Genomic DNA, 17,594 nt, shown 5'->3' on the forward strand with positions numbered 1-17,594 from the left:
CGTTAACCTCCGATCTGCCGCCAGCGGCGCCCGTCGCGATGCATAAGCATCAGTGCGTCTTCCGGCCCCGAACTTCCCTGATCGTATTTCGCCGGGCGGTCACCGCGTTCTTCCCAGCCCTCGATAATGGGATCAACCCAGGCCCAGGCGGCTTCGGCTTCGTCACCGCGCATGAACAGGGTCTGATCGCCGCGGATAACGTCCATCACCAGACGTTCATAGGCATCTGGCGCGCTGGATTCTGTGCCCAGCGCTTCGGCAAAACTCATGTCCAACGAGACGTCGGACAGGCGAAACCCTCCCGGGCCGGGATCCTTGATCGTCGTACGCAGCGTGATGCCTTCGTCCGGTTGCAGACGGATCACCAGCACATTGCCCCGCAGGGGGCCGACATTGGGAAAGATCGTGTGCGGCGGGTCACGGAAAAACACCGCGATCTCGGATTCGCGGGCGCGCAGGCGTTTCCCGGTGCGCAGATAGAACGGAACGCCGGCCCATCGCCAGTTACCCAGATGCACCTTGAGGGCAATGAAACTTTCTGTACGACTGTCCGGATTGCCCACATGATCCAAATAGCTGTCACCGCCTTTTTCAGCCCGGTATTGCCCGCGCGCGATGTCAGACGGCTCGACCGGTTCCAGCGCTTCGATCACTTTGACCTTCTCATCGCGTACGGCATTGGGCGAGAATTTCGAAGGCGGCTCCATCGCGGTGAGACACAAAAGCTGAACCAAGTGGTTCTGAATCATGTCCCGCATCGCGCCGGACTGGTCGTAATACGCTCCGCGCCCCTCGACGCCCACGGTTTCCGCTACGGTGATCTGTACATGGTCGATATGGGTCGAATTCCACAGCGGCTCGAACAGGGAATTGGCAAACCGCAGAGCCATCAGGTTCTGCACCGTTTCCTTGCCCAAATAATGATCGATCCGATAGATCTGATGCTCCTCGAAACAGGTCCGCAGTCCTTGGTTCAGCGCCTTGGCCGACTCCAGATCGTGGCCAAAGGGTTTTTCGACCACGATCCGGCTGTCCGGCGTGGCAAGTCCGTGATCGTTTAGACGCTGAGCGATACCCGAAAACAGGTTTGGGCCTACCGACAGATAAAAGGCGCGTACAACGTCCCGACGCAGTGACTTGGCGAGTTCAGGCCATCCGGATTCGCCCAGTGCATCGACAGCCACATATTCCACACGGGTCAGAAAACGATCCAGAACACCGTTGTCGAAACCGGGCGCGAACTCCTGCATGGACGATTTGACTTGTTCCCTGAAGTCACCGACATCCAGATCCGACCTGGCGGTCGCGACGATCCGGGCCTCGGCTGGCATCTGGCCCACCTCGAATCGGTGATAGAGACCTGGCAGTATTTTGCGCTGCGCCAGATCGCCGGTCGCTCCGAACAAGACAAGGTCGAACGGATCAACCGGAATTACGCGTGAAACCATTGCCGGGCTCCTTCAGTGGCAACCTGATCCAAATTAACACGACTATCCTGCCGCATCTGCACATCAGGCCATGTTATCGCTAACATTCGCCCTGTGGATAGGCAAATCGATCAGGAAAATCAAGCTCTGACTTGCATGTAGTACAAAACGGATCGCAGGCGCGTCATCCCTGGCTGCGCAACCAGTCCATCACCGCAGGACGTACCGACTGTTCGCCGCGATGGCGGGCGTCCGTGATGATCTTGCGTACAGCTTGCAGATCCGACCGCAAAAGCAAGCTTTTGACTGGCCCGATCGAAGCCGGACGCATCGACAAAATGCGGATGCCCATCGCCGCCAGACACAGCGCCTCAATGGGGCGGCCCGCGTCCTCGCCACAAAAGCTTAGTGGCGTGTCCGAAATCCCGCAACGTTCGACAATCCGTTCGATGAAGCTCAGGAAGCTGACATTCAGCGTGTCATAACGGCGGCGCACAAGTTCATTCTCTCGGTCGGCGGCGAAAAAGAACTGCTTCAGGTCGTTGCCACCGATCGAGATGAAATCCACCTCGTCAAAAAACTTCTGCGGCGCAAACGCGAGTGACGGCGTTTCCAGCATCGCACCGACCTCAAGTGTTTCCGGCAATACGTGACCCAACCGCTTTTCGCGCTCGATGGTCTTGTTCACCTCCCACCGTGCTTCACGGTACTCTTCCGCCTGAGCGACAAAGGGGAACATGATCGTCAGCGCGCGACCATTGGCAGCGCGCAACAGGGCCTGCAGCTGCATTCGCATAACGCCACGCTTGTCCAGACCGACGCGGATCGCGCGCCAGCCCAGCGCCGGGTTCGGTTCCGCCACGTGTTTCATATAGGGCAAGACCTTGTCCGAGCCGATATCCAGCGTCCGGAACACCACGCGCTTGCCTCCGGCAGCATCCAGAACCCGCTGATATTGCGCAACCAATTCCGAACGTTTCGGCATCTGGTTGCGGATCAGGAATTGCAACTCGGTGCGGAACAGGCCGACACCTTCAGCACCCGAATTGCCTAGCGATGGCAGATCGGCCATCAGCCCCGCATTCATTACCAGATTCATCCGCGATCCATCCCGCGTCACAGTCGGGGTTTCGCGGATCGAGGCATAGCGCTCCTGCGCCTTGGCCTGCATGGCGATCTTGTCACGGAATGCACTGACGACCGTGTCCTCGGGGCGCAGGTGGACCACGCCATTGTCGCCATCAACCAGAACATGGTCACCATTCAGCGCTTCGGTCGTGATCCGCCCGACATGTACCACAAGCGGAATTGCCAACGCGCGGGCGACAATGGTGGCGTGACTTCCGACCGAGCCTTCTTCGAGCACGATGCCTTTCAGCGACCGGCCGTATTCCAGCAGATCTCCAGGTCCGATGTTTCGCGCGATCAGGATCGGATCAGGCGGCAGGTCCGTCCCATTGGTCTTACCCTGCCCCGTCAGGATCCGCAGCAATCGGTTACTGAGATCATCCAGATCCGCCAGTCGTTCCCGCAAGTAGGGGTCTGTCACCTGGCTCATGCGGGCACGGGCCTGCGACTGCTCCATCTCCACAGCGGCCTCGGCGCTAAGACCGCGAGAGATGTCTTCTTCCATACGCCGCATCCAACCCTTGGAGTTGGCGAACATCCGGTATGCTTCGAGAACCTGCAACTGTTCCGTGTCGCCGTCCCGCGAGATTTCCAGCATCTTGTCGACGCCGACCCGCAATTCGTCCACCGCCTCAGACAGGCGCTCAAGCTCGCGGTGCGGATCGTCGGCGATCGGGTTGGTGACGACAACACGCGGTTCGTGCAGCCAGACATGCCCCTCGGCCGAGCCCTCCTGCGCCGGGCCGCCGCGCAACAGAACCGACTGTTGGTGCAAGGGCGACAGGGCCGCCCCTTCGCCGACAAATGCACCCAGTTCGGCCATTTCGGCCAGAACCATGGCGACCACTTCCAGCGCATAAACCTCATCCGCGGAAAACTCGCGCGCCTCGCGCGATTGCACAACCAGAACGCCCAGTTTTTCGCCTAGGCGCTGGACAGGAACGCCAAGGAACGAGGAAAACCGCTCTTCGCCCGTTTCCGGCATATAACGGAAACCCTTGGCCGAAGGTGCATTTGCGGTATTCACCACCTTACCGCTTTTGGCGACGCGGCCTACCAGACCTTCGCCCATACGCATACGCGTTTTGTGTACGGCTTCCGGCGACAACCCCTCGGTGGCGCAAAGTTCCAGCGTCTCTTCATCGCGAAACAGGTAGATCGAGCAGACTTCGGCCCGGATGCTGTCGGCAATCAGGTGCGTGATCCGGTCAAGCCGTTCCTGACCGGCGGCCTCGCTCGCCATTTCCTCGCGCAGCCGCCCCAGCAGCTTGCGGGATTCAGTTTCGGTGCCGTCCGCCATGGCCCACCCAAGTTTCGGTATCAGGCGACCCTTGTGGCTGAAATGCTCAGGCCGCCTTGTCCAGTTCAAAGGCATCATGCAGTGCCTGAACAGCAAGTTCCATGTATTTCCTGTCGACCAATACAGAAATTTTTATCTCGGAGGTTGTAATGACCTTGATATTGATCCCCTCATCCGAGAGCACCTTGAACATCTTGGCTGCCACGCCCGACTGCGAGCGCATGCCGATGCCGACAACGGAAACCTTGCAGACATCCTCATCCGCGACCAGCTCGGCGTAGTTCAGTTCGCCCTTTTCCTTGATCGCCAGCAGCGCCTGCTCGGCACGGGCTACCTGATTGGTGGGGCACGAAAAGGTCATGTCAGTGCGACCTTCGTCCGAGATGTTCTGGACGATCATGTCGACATTCACACCCTCATCGCTGAGCGCGGTGAAGATGGTCGAGGCAATGCCGGGGCGGTCCGCCACCGATACCACGGTCATTTTTGCCTCGTCCCGCGAATAGGCCACACCGGCCACTACATTGGATTCCATGATATCCTCCTCGTCGACGACCAGCGTACCGGCCTCGTCGGATTGTTCCTCGAAGCTTGAGAGAACGCGCAGTTTCACCTTGTAGCGCATCGCCAGCTCGACCGAGCGGGTCTGCAGCACCTTGGCCCCCAGCGAGGCCAGCTCGAGCATCTCCTCGAACGAAATTCTGTCCAGTTTACGCGCTTTCTCGCAGATGCGCGGATCGGTGGTGTAGACACCATCGACGTCAGTATAGATGTCGCAACGCTCTGCCTCAAAGGCAGCCGCGAACGCAACGGCTGTCGTATCGGAACCACCTCGGCCCAACGTGGTAATACGGCCCTCGGGGCTGATACCCTGGAAGCCGGCCACGACTGCAACGCGCATGCCTTCGCCGAATTTCTGGTTGATATTGTCGGTCGGAATCTCTTCGATCCGGGCGGCGGAGTGGGCACCGTTGGTCATCAGCGGCACCTGCCAGCCTTGCCAGCTACGCGCCGGAACATCCATTTCCTGCAAGGTCAGTGCCATCAGACCAGCAGTCACGTTTTCCCCCGACGACACAACCGCATCGTATTCACGCGCATCATACAGCGGTGAAATCTCGTCGACCCAACCCACCAACTCGTTTGTCTTGCCCGACATGGCCGAGACGATGACGATGACGTCATATCCTTTGGCCACTTCAACGCCGATGCGCTTGGCGGCACGGCGGATGCGGTCAAGATTGGCAACCGAAGTGCCGCCGAATTTCATCACGAGTACGGGCATGGGGGCAAGTGTCTCCGCGCCTTGGGATTCCGATCCCGTGCCTCTTATGCGAGGGGGGACGCAAGGGCAAGTGTGCGGGCGAACTTCAAACTGCGGCACGGGGCCGCTTTACAATATCGTGCGGCAATGTCAGCGTGGCCGGTAACTGCTTAATCCACGGGGATTTCCATGTATCGTTTTGCCTTCGCCCTCACACTGATATCGACACCTGCACTCGCGCAGGTGGCCACGCTGTCGGGCACGGACGGCCAGAATTCGTTGGGCACCGTGCCCTGCGCCGCCTTAGCCGGAGAACCATTGTCCAGTTGCCCCGCCGAACTGCGCCACAAAGAGGATGGTACAGCAACGCTGGCCGTTCAGCTCAGCACCGGAGAAGTTCGACGGATCTATTTCACTGACGGCGTGCCGGATTCCAGCAGCTCGACCGCGAAGATTTCCTACGAAACACCGGGCGATAAGATGGTCATCTTTATTGAGCCCGGAGAAGTCTACGAAATCCCGCAGGCGGCACTGAAAACTCAATAGGCGTGTGGGCGACCGTCCCAGGTTTCGAAACAGCCGGTATTTTCCGGCGACAACGCTTCAAATCGAGCGACCAGCCCAGTCACTGCCTGTTCCACCGTGATTTCGGCCGCTGCGCCCCCCATGTCCGTTTGCACCCAACCGGGGTGATAAATGCCCACGGAAATCCCGTCAGCCCGCAGGTCGCTGGCGAGGTTCCGGCCCAGATTAAGCGCTGCCGCCTTGGAGGCGCGATAGATATAGCTGCCTCCCGGTGCGCGCGTATGTGATGCCATCTGAGACGACAAGATTGCGATCTTGCCCCTTCCGGCGCGCAGATTGGGCAACAGCGCCTGAACTGTCAGGAACACGCCGGTCACATTGGTGGCAAAGCTCTGCGCCCACATCTCGGCCGGGTAACCGTCAATCCCCTGTCCCTTGTCCAGATATACACCGGCGTTACAGATCAGAAGATCGACGGGACGGGCTGTAAGCGCTTCGGACATCGCCGCGTGCTGGGCCGGGTCGGTGACATCCAGCGCCACCTGTGCGCCGTTGTCACGGGCGGTTCCCGTTACCTCATCGCCCTGAGCACGATAGTGACCGGCCAGAGCCTTTCCGATTCCGCGATTGGCGCCGGTGATGACGATATGCATAGTTCAGTTCGTTTTACGACTGGGAATGAAAGGCAGCGGCGCAACCGGAACACCGTCTTCGATCAGCGCCCGCGCCTCCTCTGGCCCAGCCTCACCATAAATCGCACGTTCAGGCGCGTCACCCAGGTGCATTTTTCGGGCCTCGGTGGCAAATTCCTTGCCTACATAATCCGAGTTTTCTTCGACCTTGCGACGGATATCGGCAATCGCCTTTTCGATCTCGGGCGCAGGTGTGGCTACGTCGATGCTTTGGGCTTGGGGCTGTTTCGCAACAGCGGGCACCGCACTGCGCGCAGGCCGCACACGAGGCGTCATGATTGCCTTTTCAACGTCCGAACACCCGCAGACGGCGCATGTCACCATGCCTGCGCCAGACAGTTTGTCGAAGGCAGCAGCAGATTGAAACCAGCTGTCAAAGCTGTGGCCCTCTTTGCATTTCAACGCGTATTGAATCATGGTCGGTCCAACTGTCGGTCGGCGAATAGATACCAACCGAAATGGTAATATCAAGCCCTTCTATCAGCGCAGCATACGCCTGGACAGCCGTTGCACCAATTCCTCATGGGGTATATCGGCGTCCACCGCCAAACGGCGCAGGCCGAAATGCACGTGCGCAATTTGCTGATAATACCGGGTGTAAACATAATTTGTCCCGCCGCCCGCCAGCGCGCCCAGCAAAGGTACAGATTGCGCGGCAAGTTTCTGCCCCAGAACCACCGATAACTTTGGTGCCACAGTGGCGATCAACCGCTGCACGGTCGGGCCGGTCAACGTCAAGCGAGCCGAGAAAAACCCCATATCCGCCCCGTCGTCATGAGAAAGCGGACCAGCGGCGGACAAAACCCGGACGCAATCGAATTTCACACCTTCTTCGGCGGGATCAAACCCTTCCCGCGCTGCGGCACCCTGAATAGAGCGCAAAAGCATTGTCGTCGTTGCAGGCAGCTCCATCAAAGCCGTAGATACGCCGCCCAGGCCACCAGCGGCGCCCATCGCAGTGGCGACTGCCGTATTCACCCATGGCGGCTGATCGGGCACTGCGCGGCGCGAACCTTGCGCCGCTTGCATCGCGACCCAAAGCGCCTGTTCCGTCGCACTTGTCAATCCCTGCCTGACCGGCTCGGGCAGTTGTTCCAGCAGGGACTCCGCCGATCCGCCAAGCCGGTTCAACAGTTTGATGCCCGCTCCGCCGGCGGCCTTATAGTGTTCTGCCAGACGATCCAGTTCGACCTCGGGATCGATTTTTTCGACCAGAACCACGTCCTGCATATACGCCCTCCTGTTCAGGAAAGATCGGTATTTTGCAGCTGGTTTTCAATGGGTCAGTGTGTCCATCGAGTGACAGCGCCTTGAATTCCGTCCCAGTCACCGGGCGCAAGTTCTAGCCCGAGAACACGGTCCGGGTTGGTCGGAGGCGGCATCTCGATACCCTGCAAACGCGTGAATCCGAACCGGGCGTAATACGGCGCATCCCCGACCAACATGACACGATTCCAGCCCTGTTGGCGCCCGGCTTCAACACCTTGGTGGATCAAGTAGCCACCCAGCCCTTCGCCCTGATGGGTTGGGTGAACGGCAACCGGGCCCAGCAATAATGCATCGTGAACCCCGATATGGACGGGCCAGAACCGAATTGCGCCAGCCAGAATGCCTTCACCATCGCGCGCCACCTGCGACAGGCCGGCAACCGGTGGGATATCATCGCGCAGCCGGTAAGATGACAATGCCTCGCGACCGGGCGCAAAGCACAGGTCATACAGGGCCTCGACCTCCCACCAATCCTCCGGCTCTTCCGGCCTGATGTTGAACTGCTGCACCCCAGCCCTCTTTTCCTTGCTGGAATTCGCCCTAGCACTTCGTTACGCCTTGGGCAAACGCTTGGAGATCAGATGTTCTATCGCCCTGAAGATGGCCACGGCCTGCCGCACAACCCGTTCAACGCTATCATAACCCCCCGTCCCATCGGCTGGATCTCGACGCGGGACGCAAACGGGATCAACAATCTTGCGCCCTATTCGTTCTTCAACGGTGTCGCTTACACACCACCGCAGGTGATGTTTGCAACTACCGGAACCAAGCACGATCAGGATGGGGGCAAAGACAGCGTCGCCAATATCCAGGCGACGGGTGTTTTCTGCGTCAATGTCGTCGCACACGCCCACCGCGATGCCATGAACGCAAGCTCGGCAGGTTTACCCAAGCATATCGACGAGTTCGATCATGCCGGACTGACACCGGTCGAGTGCCGAACCATCCCCTGTGCTCGGATCGAAGGCGCTCCCGCCGCGTTGGAATGCAAGCTGACGCAGATCGTCACATTGCCGGGAGAGGCCAACCGAGTGGTCTTTGGCGAGGTGACGGGAGTGCATCTGCATGACGATCATATCCGCGATGGCAGATTCGACGTCACATCCTTCAAACCGCTGGCACGGCTTGGATATCGGGATTACTCGGTCGTGACGGAACTTTTTTCACTCAACCGGCCGGATGATTGAAACGGTGCCGTGGGGGCTCTGCCCCCGTCGCCCTGCGGGCGTCTCCCCCGAGATATTTTTGGCCAGATGAAGCAGGGGATCCGTGCTTCATCTGGCTCCAAATATCCCGGAGCGCGAGGCAGAGCCTCGCATAATTCTCAATGGCCACCCAGAATACCGGTTCGAACCGAGTAATCCACGACCAGTTCATAATCAGGGTCGTCATCGCTATCGACCATCAGGTGGCCGGCTTTGGTCAGCAGCTTGTGGCAGTCACGGCTCAGGTGGCGCAGCATGACGCGCTTACCTGCCGCCTCATATTTGGCCGCAACATTCTCGATGGCCTGCAGGGCGGATTGGTCGACGACGCGGCTGTCGGCAAAATCCACGATCACGGTTTCCGGGTCGTTTGCCACGTCGAACAGTTCGACAAAACCATCCGATGAGCCAAAGAACAGCGGTCCCTGAATTTCGTAAACCTTTGCGCCCTGTTCGGTGGCGGAGTCGCGCGTAACGGCGTGGATGCGCTTGGCGTTGTTCCAGGCATAAGCCAGTGCCGAGACAATCACGCCGACGACCACCGCAACGGCAAGGTCTTCCATCACCGTAACAACAGTCACCAATACGATCACGAAGGCATCCATCATCGGAACCTTGAGCAGAATCTTGAACGAGTTCCAGGCGAAGGTGCCGATCACAACCATGAACATAACGCCCACCAGAGCGGCCAGCGGAATCTGCTCGATCAGGGGTGACGCAAACAGGATAAACACCAGCAGGAACACCGCCGCCGCAATGCCCGCGATACGGGTTCGGCCACCGGATTTCACGTTGATCATCGACTGACCAATCATCGCGCATCCACCCATGCCGCCGAAGAAGCCGGTCACGACATTCGCTGCGCCTTGCGCGATGCACTCTTGCGACGCACCGCCCCGCTTGCCGGTGATCTCGCCCACAAGGTTCAGGGTCAGCAAGGATTCGATCAATCCGATGGCAGCCAAAATAACTGCATACGGCAATATGATTTCAAAGGTTTCCCAGGTCAGCGGCACCATCGGGATGTGAAATTTCGGCAGGCCGCCTTCGATTGAGGCCAGGTCGCCAACACGCGGCACGTCCAGACCCATACCGATCACCAGCGCTGCCACAACCGCGATCCCGGCCAAAGGCGCGGGTACGATGCGCGTGATACGCGGCATAACCCAGATCACCGCCATGGTCAGCGCGACCAGGCCCAGCATCGTGTAAAGCTGCATGCCGGACAGCCACTCACCACCGCCCATGCCGTGGCCCGTGTTTTCCATGGTACCGGGCACTTTGAATTGCCCCAACTGCGCCAGAAAAATCACGATGGCTAAACCATTCACGAAGCCAAGCATCACCGGATGCGGCACCAATCGGATGAATCGGCCCCAGTGCATCGCGCCCGCGATGACCTGCAAAATCCCCATCAGAACAACTGTAGCGAACAGATACTCGACACCGTGCTCGGCCACCAGCGCCACCATGACCACAGCCAAAGCCCCTGTCGCGCCCGAGATCATCCCCGGGCGGCCACCGATCAATGCGGTTATCAGTCCAACCAGAAAGGCTGCATAGAGGCCAACCAGCGGGTGCACACCTGCAACGAAGGCAAATGCCACGGCCTCGGGCACCAGAGCCAGCGCCACGGTCAGGCCGGATAACAGCTCGATCCGCAGACGCGATACCGTCATCCCTTCGTCCGGCGACCAGCGCAGATCGGGTATGGCAAGGCGATTGGCAAAACTTGCCAGCATGGCTCGGGGCATGGAGTTGTCCTGTGGTTTGGGTCTGTTGGCGCGAAAGCGCCCTTTTACCTGTGCGAATCGATATGTGATACCGCGAAAATGGGATGCTGGTATGCACCCTGCGCATACCATCACCCTGCCGATTCAAGATTCGTTCCATGCAAACCGCTGAACATACTTGCCAAATGGCACCTCGATACGCAGATAATCCGAATTGAAAACACAAAGCGGAGACAGCACGTGACCCAAACAAAAATCGCCGTCATAGGAGGATCGGGCATCTATGATATCGAAGGTCTGGAAAATGCCGAGTGGGTCACGGTTGAGTCGCCCTGGGGTATGCCGTCGGACCAGATCCTGACCGGATCACTTGATGGGGTGGGGATGGCGTTCCTGCCGCGCCACGGCCGCGGTCATGTGCATTCCCCTACCGAGGTACCCTATCGCGCCAATATCGACGCGCTGAAGCGGCTGGGTGTTACAGATGTGATTTCCATCTCGGCTTGCGGATCATTCCGTGAACACATGGCACCCGGCGATTTTGTCATCGTCGACCAGTTCATCGACCGGACTTTCGCGCGCGCGAAAAGCTTCTTTGGCACCGGCTGTGTCGCACATGTCAGCGTTGCCCATCCGACCTGTCCGCGCCTGTCGGACGCCTGCGAAACAGCGGGCAAGGCGGCTGGCATCAACATCCACCGCGGCGGCACTTATCTGGCGATGGAAGGGCCACAGTTTTCGTCGCTTGCCGAGTCGAAGATGTACCGCGAACAGTGGGGTTGCGACGTGATCGGCATGACCAACATGCCCGAAGCGAAACTCGCCCGTGAGGCCGAGCTTTGTTACGCCTCGGTCGCAATGGTCACGGATTACGACAGCTGGCATCCTGACCATGGTGAGGTCGACGTTGCGGCTATCATAGCGACTTTGACCGGCAATGCCGACAAAGGCCGCGCCTTGGTCAAAGGTCTGCCGTCCCTGTTGGGGGCTGAGCGCCAGCCCTGCCCGCATGGTTGCGACCGGGCGCTGGAATACGCCATCCTGACCGCGCCCGAGAAGCGCGACCCGGCGTTACTCGCCAAACTGGATGCCGTTGCCGGAAGAATCCTCTGACGTTGGCGCCGTATCTTCAGTTCAGAGGTACTTGCTGACGCACGTCCTGCCACAGCCCGTGCGACCACAAATCGTTGTGCATACCGCCCGGAATGATGAAAAGCTGCGTGGACTCATCCGTTAGCTCCGCCAGCGCATGACTGTGGTGAACTGGAACGGTTTCGTCATCTGTGCCGTGAAAAATCAAAGTAGGAACTTCAATCGCCCCAATGATGTCACGGGTGGCGAATTGATCTTTCATCAGGGAGTGTACAGGCAACCATGGGTATCTTTCCGCTGCAACATCGACAGTCGCCGTGAACGGAGCCTCAAGCACCAGCAATTCGGCGTTTGGTCGCTGCTCAGCAACGGCCGCCGCAATTGCGGTTCCAAGGCTCTGACCATGGATCACAACCTCGTCACCCTGCTCCTGGAGCTGGTCGAACAGCGCGAGCCCATCTGAAATCAGCGCCTCTTGAGAAGGTTCGCCGCCGCTACCCGGAAACCCTCGGTAGCTGGGCGCCAGAAGGCCATAACCGCTGTTGAGAATTTCGCGAAACCGGTCGGACCGGTCTGACAGATTTCCACTTTGCCCGTGAAAGAACAGAACCGTCGGAGCCCCATCAGTGGCCGGGCGCGCAGACCAACCAGTCAACTCAACACCGTCAGACATGGGAAGCGTCACAACCTCGACGTCCGCCAACCCGATCGCGCCGGGCTCAGGCAATTTGCCATCGGGTTTGTACAGCAAAGCCTGTTGGTTGAAATACATGTACCCAACCGCCGCCGCGTAGAGAACGCTGACGAGCACTACAACGGCAATCAGAACCTTCCCAACCTCAAACGGCCGAAAGCGAAAGAAAGCTTTGGGTTCGATGTCCTGCGTCTGCGTCATCCGTTCCTCCGTCACAGTGGGCTGCTCTTGAAGTCTGGGAACGTAGCGGGAAAATTCAAGAAACGCCCGCAAAGCTTAATGCAATCTTTAACTTGTTGCCCATTTACCAGCAGCGAAACCGATTCAAGCCTAACGGCCTGAAATGCCAAATAGTTACGCTGTGCTGGGTCTGATCAAAGCGACCGCGTTCAACGCGGATATCCTGCATTGTATCACCCTTTTTTCGTGGCCAGCGCGGTGTTTCTGACTGCAACTCAAGAGTCTTTGTGGCTAGAGACGCTGATGCAGCGCGTGGCAGAGCCACGAAAGGCTTGACGTTACTGCGCCACCAAGGCTTGCTGGCGCAGTAACGAAAGGGACGCCTTATGGAACTCGACTTATGGTTGGCCTTTGTGGCAGCTTCAACTGCGCTTTTGCTTATACCCGGCCCCACGGTGTTGCTGGTGCTGAGTTATGCGCTGTCAAAGGGACGCAGCGTTTCTATCGCCTCGGCCACAGGGGTGGCGGCTGGTGATTTTATCGCCATGACAGCGTCGCTGCTGGGGTTGGGTGCGCTGGTACTGGCGTCGGCCACCTTGTTTTCCGTTCTGAAATGGGTGGGTGCGGCCTATCTGGTGTGGCTTGGCCTCAAACTGCTACGCAGCGCGCCTTCGGGCGGATTGAGCCCTGTGGACACTGGAAAAGACGTCACGGCGCGCAGCGTTTTCGGCCATGCGGCGGCCGTAACCGCGCTGAACCCTAAATCGATTGCCTTTTTTATCGCCTTCGTCCCCCAATTCCTGCGCCCGGCCGAGCCGCTTGGCCCGCAATTCGCTATTCTGATTGCCACCTTTGTCGGTTTGGCATGGTTGAATGCGCTGGCTTATGCATTGCTGGCGGATCGCCTGCGCAGGACGATTGGTCGCGCAGGTGTCATCACCGCGCTAACACGCTTTGGCGGGCTGACATTGATGGGTATGGGTGTGGCCACGGCGATCCTGCGGCGCCCGGCCTGATGTCCTAATCTTCCGCGTTCTCTTTCATGAAACCGCGGATAAAGCGCCGGATTTCCCGTGCCGCGGAGGTGTCGAGCTCTTTGCACAGCTCGACAAACGCATCTCTTTCGTCCTTGTCCAGACGCAGAACTAACTGACTGTTTTTCTTGGTAGAACCCTTGCCGTCTTTCTTTGCCACGCGTTCCGTTCCTATTAATACTTGATTCCATATGCGATGCATTGTATATACATAGCATAGAAGTTGTAGTTATCGGGCACCTAACAATAAAAAAAGGATTATGGCAATGAATCTTCATGTCGCTCAGGCATTTCTTTTGCGAGATCAGCGCAACTGGCGCAAACCGCACCTATCTTGGCTTCCGGCATCGCTGTACCGCTACTACAGCCTGCCAAACACTTTAACGCGCCGCCGCAAATAGTCTCGGTCGAAAGACTTTCCTTGCATGAATGGACCTGATGGGCCAAAAACTGGCGTGTTTTTTGCCGCGAAGTAGAGTGCCCATGTCCAGAAACAAGACCGTCAAGGATTACATCCGAACCATCGTTGATTTCCCGCATGAGGGGATCATGTTCCGGGATGTGACAACCCTGTTCGCGGACCCGCGTGGATTTCGTATCGCAATCGACCAGATGTTGCATCCCTATGCCGGCGAACGGATCGACAAAGTAGTTGGTCTTGAAGCGCGCGGCTTTATTCTGGGTGGTGCTATCGCGCATCAATTGAGCGTGGGTTTCGTGCCTATCCGCAAAAAGGGCAAGCTGCCCGGCACCACCATCAGTCAGGATTACAAGTTGGAATATGGCGAGGCCATTGTCGAGGTCCACGATGACGCCATCCAGCCGGGCGAGAAAATCCTGGTTGTGGACGATCTGCTGGCCACCGGTGGCACGGCCGAGGCGGGCATCAAGCTGATCGAGCGTCTGGGGGGTGAAATCGTCTCGTGTGCGTTCATTATCGATTTGCCAGAATTGGGTGGCCGCAAGGTGCTTGAGAACTTGGGAATGGACGTCCACGTCTTGTGCGAATTCGAGGGCATGTAAAGGCAGCCGGATCACAAGAACGTGACTGGAAACACCAAAACGTCCGGGCTTAGCGCGGGCGTTTTTCATTTCAACATCTCCATTCTGTTACGGGCAGTGATCTATTTGCGATGTCGTCGCGTACCCGGGACGATGCCAAATGAGGCATTTTCAACAAGGGAAGTTATCTCGATGTTTCGCAAAACTGCTTTCGCCAGCGTCGCAACTGTTCTTCTGGCCACTTCCGTCTTTGCTGACGGGCACAAGAAGGACATTGTTGACACCGCAGTCGGTGCCGGCAGCTTCAATACGCTCGTCGCTGCCGTACAGGCCGCAGAATTGGTTGACACGCTGAAAGGTGAAGGGCCGTTCACCGTATTTGCTCCCACGGACGAAGCGTTTGCCGCCCTTCCGGAAGGTACGGTGGAGAATTTGCTCAAGCCGGAAAACAAGGATCAGCTCGTCGCCATTCTGACCTACCACGTGGTTCCGGGAAAGGTGATGTCGACCGATCTGTCCGATGACATGTCGGCAGCCACGGTTCAGGGTGGAAACGTCACGATCGATCTGGACAACGGTGTGATGGTCAACGATGCCAACGTCGTTCAGGCCGATATCGAAGCCGACAACGGTGTGATCCACGTGATCGATAAGGTCATCCTGCCTGCATCCTAAGAAAATCCTAGGCGTGGCCCGGATAATCCGGGCCGCAGTCCTTATCGAAGCACAGCACCGGGGTTCATGATCCCCTTCGGATCAAGCGCATTCTTGATGGCCCGCATGGCTGCCAGTTTCGTAGGGTCGACATATCGCTCGACATCTTCGGTTTTCAGACGCCCGACTCCGTGTTCCGCACTGACAGAGCCGCCGAATTCATGAACCAGATCATGGATAGCATGTTTGACGATCAGTCTTTGGTCGTCGACCTCTGACCTGCTGCGCCCTTTAGGTGGAAACACGTTGTAGTGCAGGTTTCCATCGCCCAGATGCCCGAAACAATTGATGCGATAATCCCCGAGTTCTGCAACCACAGCCGCACCGCGTCGGATGAACTCGGGAATGGTCGAAATCGGAACCGAGATATCGTGGCTGGATACCGACCCGATGATCCGGTTGGCTTCGGGTATCTGTTCGCGCACTGACCACAGGTCATTCCTTTGAGACAGGTTCTGGGCGATCACCCCGTTCGTGACCAGCCCCCGTGCCTGCCCCGCCTCGTACAGGCATTCCAGGACAGCCATGGGATCTTGAGCAGATGCCAGACCCAGCTCAACCAGAACGCTCCATTCCGGGGGCGTGTCAAAGGGTTGACGGGTATTCGGCAACACTTCCGACAGGAACTCAAGCCCTTGACGGTGAAGCAACTCAAACGCGCTGACAGCCTCGCCAACCTGATCCCGCAACACCGAGAGCAGGTCGATGGCGGCTTCAGGCGACGGAACCTCAAGAATTGCCGTCCCGACCCCCGCAGGCTTGGGGTACAGCTTCAGTGACGCCGCCGTGATGATCCCCAACGTGCCCTCGGACCCGATCAGCAGGTCGCGCAGGTCGTAACCCGTGTTGTCCTTGCGAAGCCGGCTCAGACCGCGCCAGATGTCGCCGTTGGGCATCACCGCCTCCAACCCCAGACACAGATCGCGCGCATTGCCATAGCGCAGTACGTTGAGGCCACCCGCATTCGTGGCAAGGTTCCCTCCGATCCGGCAGGACCCTTGCGCCGCCAGCGACAGAGGGAACAACCGGTCTGCGGCATCCGCAGCGGTCTGGATGTCTTCCAGAATGGCTCCGGCTTCGGCAATCAAGATATTCTCAGTCGGATAAATGGCCCGGATCGCCGCCATTCGCTCAAGCGAGACTACCAATGGCTGCGGCCCATCAGGGGCCACCTGCCCCCCGACAAGCCCCGTGCCACCGCCATAGGGGACAATCGGCACACACGCGTCGAAGGCAAGTTGAACCAGCGTGCTGACCTGTTCGACCGTTCTGGGCAGCGCCAGCAACCCGGCCTGCCCCGCAAATCGGCCCCGCGGCTCTTCAAGGTAGCGCGCAGCGACAGGACACAGCACATCCTCGGGCAGTCGCTCCCGGATCTTTTGGGCAAGGCTGTCATCGGCGGGATTCAATGTCATGCCCATTCCTTGCCCAAGCCTGCGGGTCACGACAAGCCCTATTCCAATTCAATCAGATAACGGGGCTCCAGAACCACAACGGTCGGCCGGTCCGGCAGCGTGCGCAGGGCAACGACGATTTCGGATTCCCCGTCCCGCTCCACCGGAAATTCATCCCGGATGTCGATCAGGAAGCGTTCCAGAGAAAACCCGGAAAACCAATGCATCGGAATAATGATCGAACTCTTCAGTCGTTTCAGTACCTCGATCATCTCCGGCAGTGGCATCGTTGTTCCCCCGTCGACAGCGGCCATCACGACGTCCAGCCGCCCCAGCGCCGCAAATTGCTCGTCTGACGGAACGTGGTGGAGATGCCCCAGGTGACCGATGCACAGCCCCTCGACCTCAAACACAAAGATTGAATTGCCCCGTTCTTCAACCCCACCATAGGCTGAACGGATATCTGTCGACACATTGCGTACCAGCAATTCACCCAGGTCGAGATAATGGTCGATTCCCTGACCGAATTCGCCCCAACCGGGCAGGACGTAGGGAATGGCGGGGTCGGGGTTGGCGGTCCAATGAGTGCTGTGCGCATGGTTCATCGTGACAATGTCGGGGATCAGATCTGCCGCACCGATAAAGCCCGTGAAATCCGTTACAGCGTTTAGCCCGCCGCGAGTCTGGATCAGAAAAGAGGCATGGGCGATATAGCTGATCCGCACCGAAAACTCCGAAACCGGGTCATTCCAGGCTGCCTTGTAAAGGTATTCAATCCCCGGTGCTGCATCGGCGATGGCGATACAGTGGCTCGGCCGCCGCTCTTGCGCCGCAGCCCCGCCCGAGATCACCATCAATGCCGCAACAACCCAGCGCATGGGGGAAGTGTAGCGCAAGTTGCTGCCAAGTCATGCCCCTTGTTCATCTGGCTGCAAATATCC

General features: G+C 58.5%; 18 protein-coding genes. 6 read left to right on the forward strand and 12 right to left on the reverse strand.

Going from position 1 to position 17,594, the window contains the following annotated elements; translation table 11 throughout:
* Positions 1-2: 2 nt before the first annotated feature.
* The 3 genes from zwf to AC2TDJ_RS07050 form a co-directional block, all read right to left on the reverse strand.
* A complete protein-coding gene (gene zwf, locus AC2TDJ_RS07040; RefSeq protein WP_480840623.1) occupies positions 3-1,448 on the reverse strand; it encodes a glucose-6-phosphate dehydrogenase in 1,446 nt (481 codons plus the stop codon).
* Positions 1,449-1,611: 163 nt separating this feature from the next.
* Complete coding sequence (gene ptsP / locus AC2TDJ_RS07045) at positions 1,612-3,855, reverse strand: phosphoenolpyruvate--protein phosphotransferase (RefSeq protein WP_480841425.1); 2,244 nt, start codon at positions 3,853-3,855, stop codon at positions 1,612-1,614.
* Positions 3,856-3,901: 46 nt separating this feature from the next.
* Positions 3,902-5,140 (reverse strand): aspartate kinase, encoded by a 1,239-nt coding sequence (locus AC2TDJ_RS07050; RefSeq protein WP_480840625.1) that lies wholly within the window; start codon positions 5,138-5,140, stop codon positions 3,902-3,904.
* Between the two features lie 168 nt (positions 5,141-5,308).
* Here AC2TDJ_RS07050 and AC2TDJ_RS07055 point away from each other — a divergent pair, with 168 nt between their 5' ends.
* A complete protein-coding gene (locus AC2TDJ_RS07055; protein WP_480840627.1) occupies positions 5,309-5,665 on the forward strand; it encodes a hypothetical protein in 357 nt (118 codons plus the stop codon).
* Here AC2TDJ_RS07055 and AC2TDJ_RS07060 read toward each other — a convergent pair.
* From AC2TDJ_RS07060 to AC2TDJ_RS07075, 4 genes are all read right to left on the reverse strand, one after another.
* Positions 5,659-6,297, reverse strand: coding sequence for an SDR family oxidoreductase (locus AC2TDJ_RS07060; RefSeq protein ID WP_480840629.1), 639 nt, complete (start codon positions 6,295-6,297; stop codon positions 5,659-5,661). The genes AC2TDJ_RS07055 and AC2TDJ_RS07060 overlap by 7 nt on opposite strands.
* A 3-nt stretch (positions 6,298-6,300) precedes the next feature.
* Complete coding sequence (locus AC2TDJ_RS07065) at positions 6,301-6,753, reverse strand: DUF1178 family protein (RefSeq protein ID WP_480840631.1); 453 nt, start codon at positions 6,751-6,753, stop codon at positions 6,301-6,303.
* Between the two features lie 63 nt (positions 6,754-6,816).
* Entirely contained in the window at positions 6,817-7,566 is a 750-nt protein-coding gene (locus tag AC2TDJ_RS07070) for an EcsC family protein (protein ID WP_480840633.1), read from the reverse strand.
* Positions 7,567-7,619: 53 nt separating this feature from the next.
* A complete protein-coding gene (locus tag AC2TDJ_RS07075; RefSeq protein ID WP_480840635.1) occupies positions 7,620-8,114 on the reverse strand; it encodes a GNAT family N-acetyltransferase in 495 nt (164 codons plus the stop codon).
* Positions 8,115-8,186: 72 nt separating this feature from the next.
* On the opposite strand from AC2TDJ_RS07075, the gene AC2TDJ_RS07080 reads away from it, so the two are divergent.
* Complete coding sequence (locus AC2TDJ_RS07080) at positions 8,187-8,792, forward strand: flavin reductase family protein (RefSeq protein ID WP_480840637.1); 606 nt, start codon at positions 8,187-8,189, stop codon at positions 8,790-8,792.
* 137 nt (positions 8,793-8,929) lie between these two features.
* On the opposite strand, the gene AC2TDJ_RS07085 is transcribed toward AC2TDJ_RS07080, so the two are convergent.
* On the reverse strand, positions 8,930-10,564 hold the full coding sequence (locus AC2TDJ_RS07085; RefSeq protein WP_480840639.1) for a SulP family inorganic anion transporter: 1,635 nt from the start codon (positions 10,562-10,564) through the stop codon (positions 8,930-8,932).
* 219 nt (positions 10,565-10,783) lie between these two features.
* On the opposite strand from AC2TDJ_RS07085, the gene AC2TDJ_RS07090 reads away from it, so the two are divergent.
* Complete coding sequence (locus AC2TDJ_RS07090; protein WP_480840641.1) at positions 10,784-11,656, forward strand: S-methyl-5'-thioadenosine phosphorylase; 873 nt, start codon at positions 10,784-10,786, stop codon at positions 11,654-11,656.
* A gap of 16 nt (positions 11,657-11,672) precedes the next feature.
* On the opposite strand, the gene AC2TDJ_RS07095 is transcribed toward AC2TDJ_RS07090, so the two are convergent.
* Complete coding sequence (locus tag AC2TDJ_RS07095) at positions 11,673-12,530, reverse strand: alpha/beta hydrolase (protein WP_480840643.1); 858 nt, start codon at positions 12,528-12,530, stop codon at positions 11,673-11,675.
* A gap of 365 nt (positions 12,531-12,895) precedes the next feature.
* Here AC2TDJ_RS07095 and AC2TDJ_RS07100 point away from each other — a divergent pair, with 365 nt between their 5' ends.
* Positions 12,896-13,525: a LysE family translocator gene (locus tag AC2TDJ_RS07100; protein WP_480840645.1), complete on the forward strand. Its 630-nt coding sequence runs from the start codon at positions 12,896-12,898 to the stop codon at positions 13,523-13,525.
* A 4-nt stretch (positions 13,526-13,529) separates the two neighbouring features.
* Here AC2TDJ_RS07100 and AC2TDJ_RS07105 read toward each other — a convergent pair whose 3' ends face one another.
* Complete coding sequence (locus tag AC2TDJ_RS07105; protein ID WP_170354960.1) at positions 13,530-13,703, reverse strand: hypothetical protein; 174 nt, start codon at positions 13,701-13,703, stop codon at positions 13,530-13,532.
* A 323-nt stretch (positions 13,704-14,026) separates the two neighbouring features.
* On the opposite strand from AC2TDJ_RS07105, the gene AC2TDJ_RS07110 reads away from it, so the two are divergent.
* Both AC2TDJ_RS07110 and AC2TDJ_RS07115 read left to right on the forward strand, forming a co-directional pair.
* On the forward strand, positions 14,027-14,566 hold the full coding sequence (locus AC2TDJ_RS07110; protein ID WP_480840647.1) for an adenine phosphoribosyltransferase: 540 nt from the start codon (positions 14,027-14,029) through the stop codon (positions 14,564-14,566).
* A gap of 171 nt (positions 14,567-14,737) precedes the next feature.
* Complete coding sequence (locus AC2TDJ_RS07115) at positions 14,738-15,220, forward strand: fasciclin domain-containing protein (RefSeq protein WP_480840649.1); 483 nt, start codon at positions 14,738-14,740, stop codon at positions 15,218-15,220.
* A gap of 41 nt (positions 15,221-15,261) precedes the next feature.
* Here the strand turns inward: AC2TDJ_RS07115 and AC2TDJ_RS07120 are convergent, their stop codons facing one another.
* Together AC2TDJ_RS07120 and AC2TDJ_RS07125 are read right to left on the reverse strand one after the other, a co-directional pair.
* A complete protein-coding gene (locus AC2TDJ_RS07120) occupies positions 15,262-16,674 on the reverse strand; it encodes an FAD-binding oxidoreductase (protein WP_480840651.1) in 1,413 nt (470 codons plus the stop codon).
* A gap of 38 nt (positions 16,675-16,712) precedes the next feature.
* Positions 16,713-17,531, reverse strand: a complete 819-nt coding sequence (locus AC2TDJ_RS07125; protein ID WP_480840653.1) for an MBL fold metallo-hydrolase — start codon at positions 17,529-17,531, stop codon at positions 16,713-16,715.
* Positions 17,532-17,594 lie beyond the last annotated feature (63 nt).

The sequence above is a fragment of the Ruegeria sp. HKCCD6647-2 genome, from assembly GCF_057221075.1.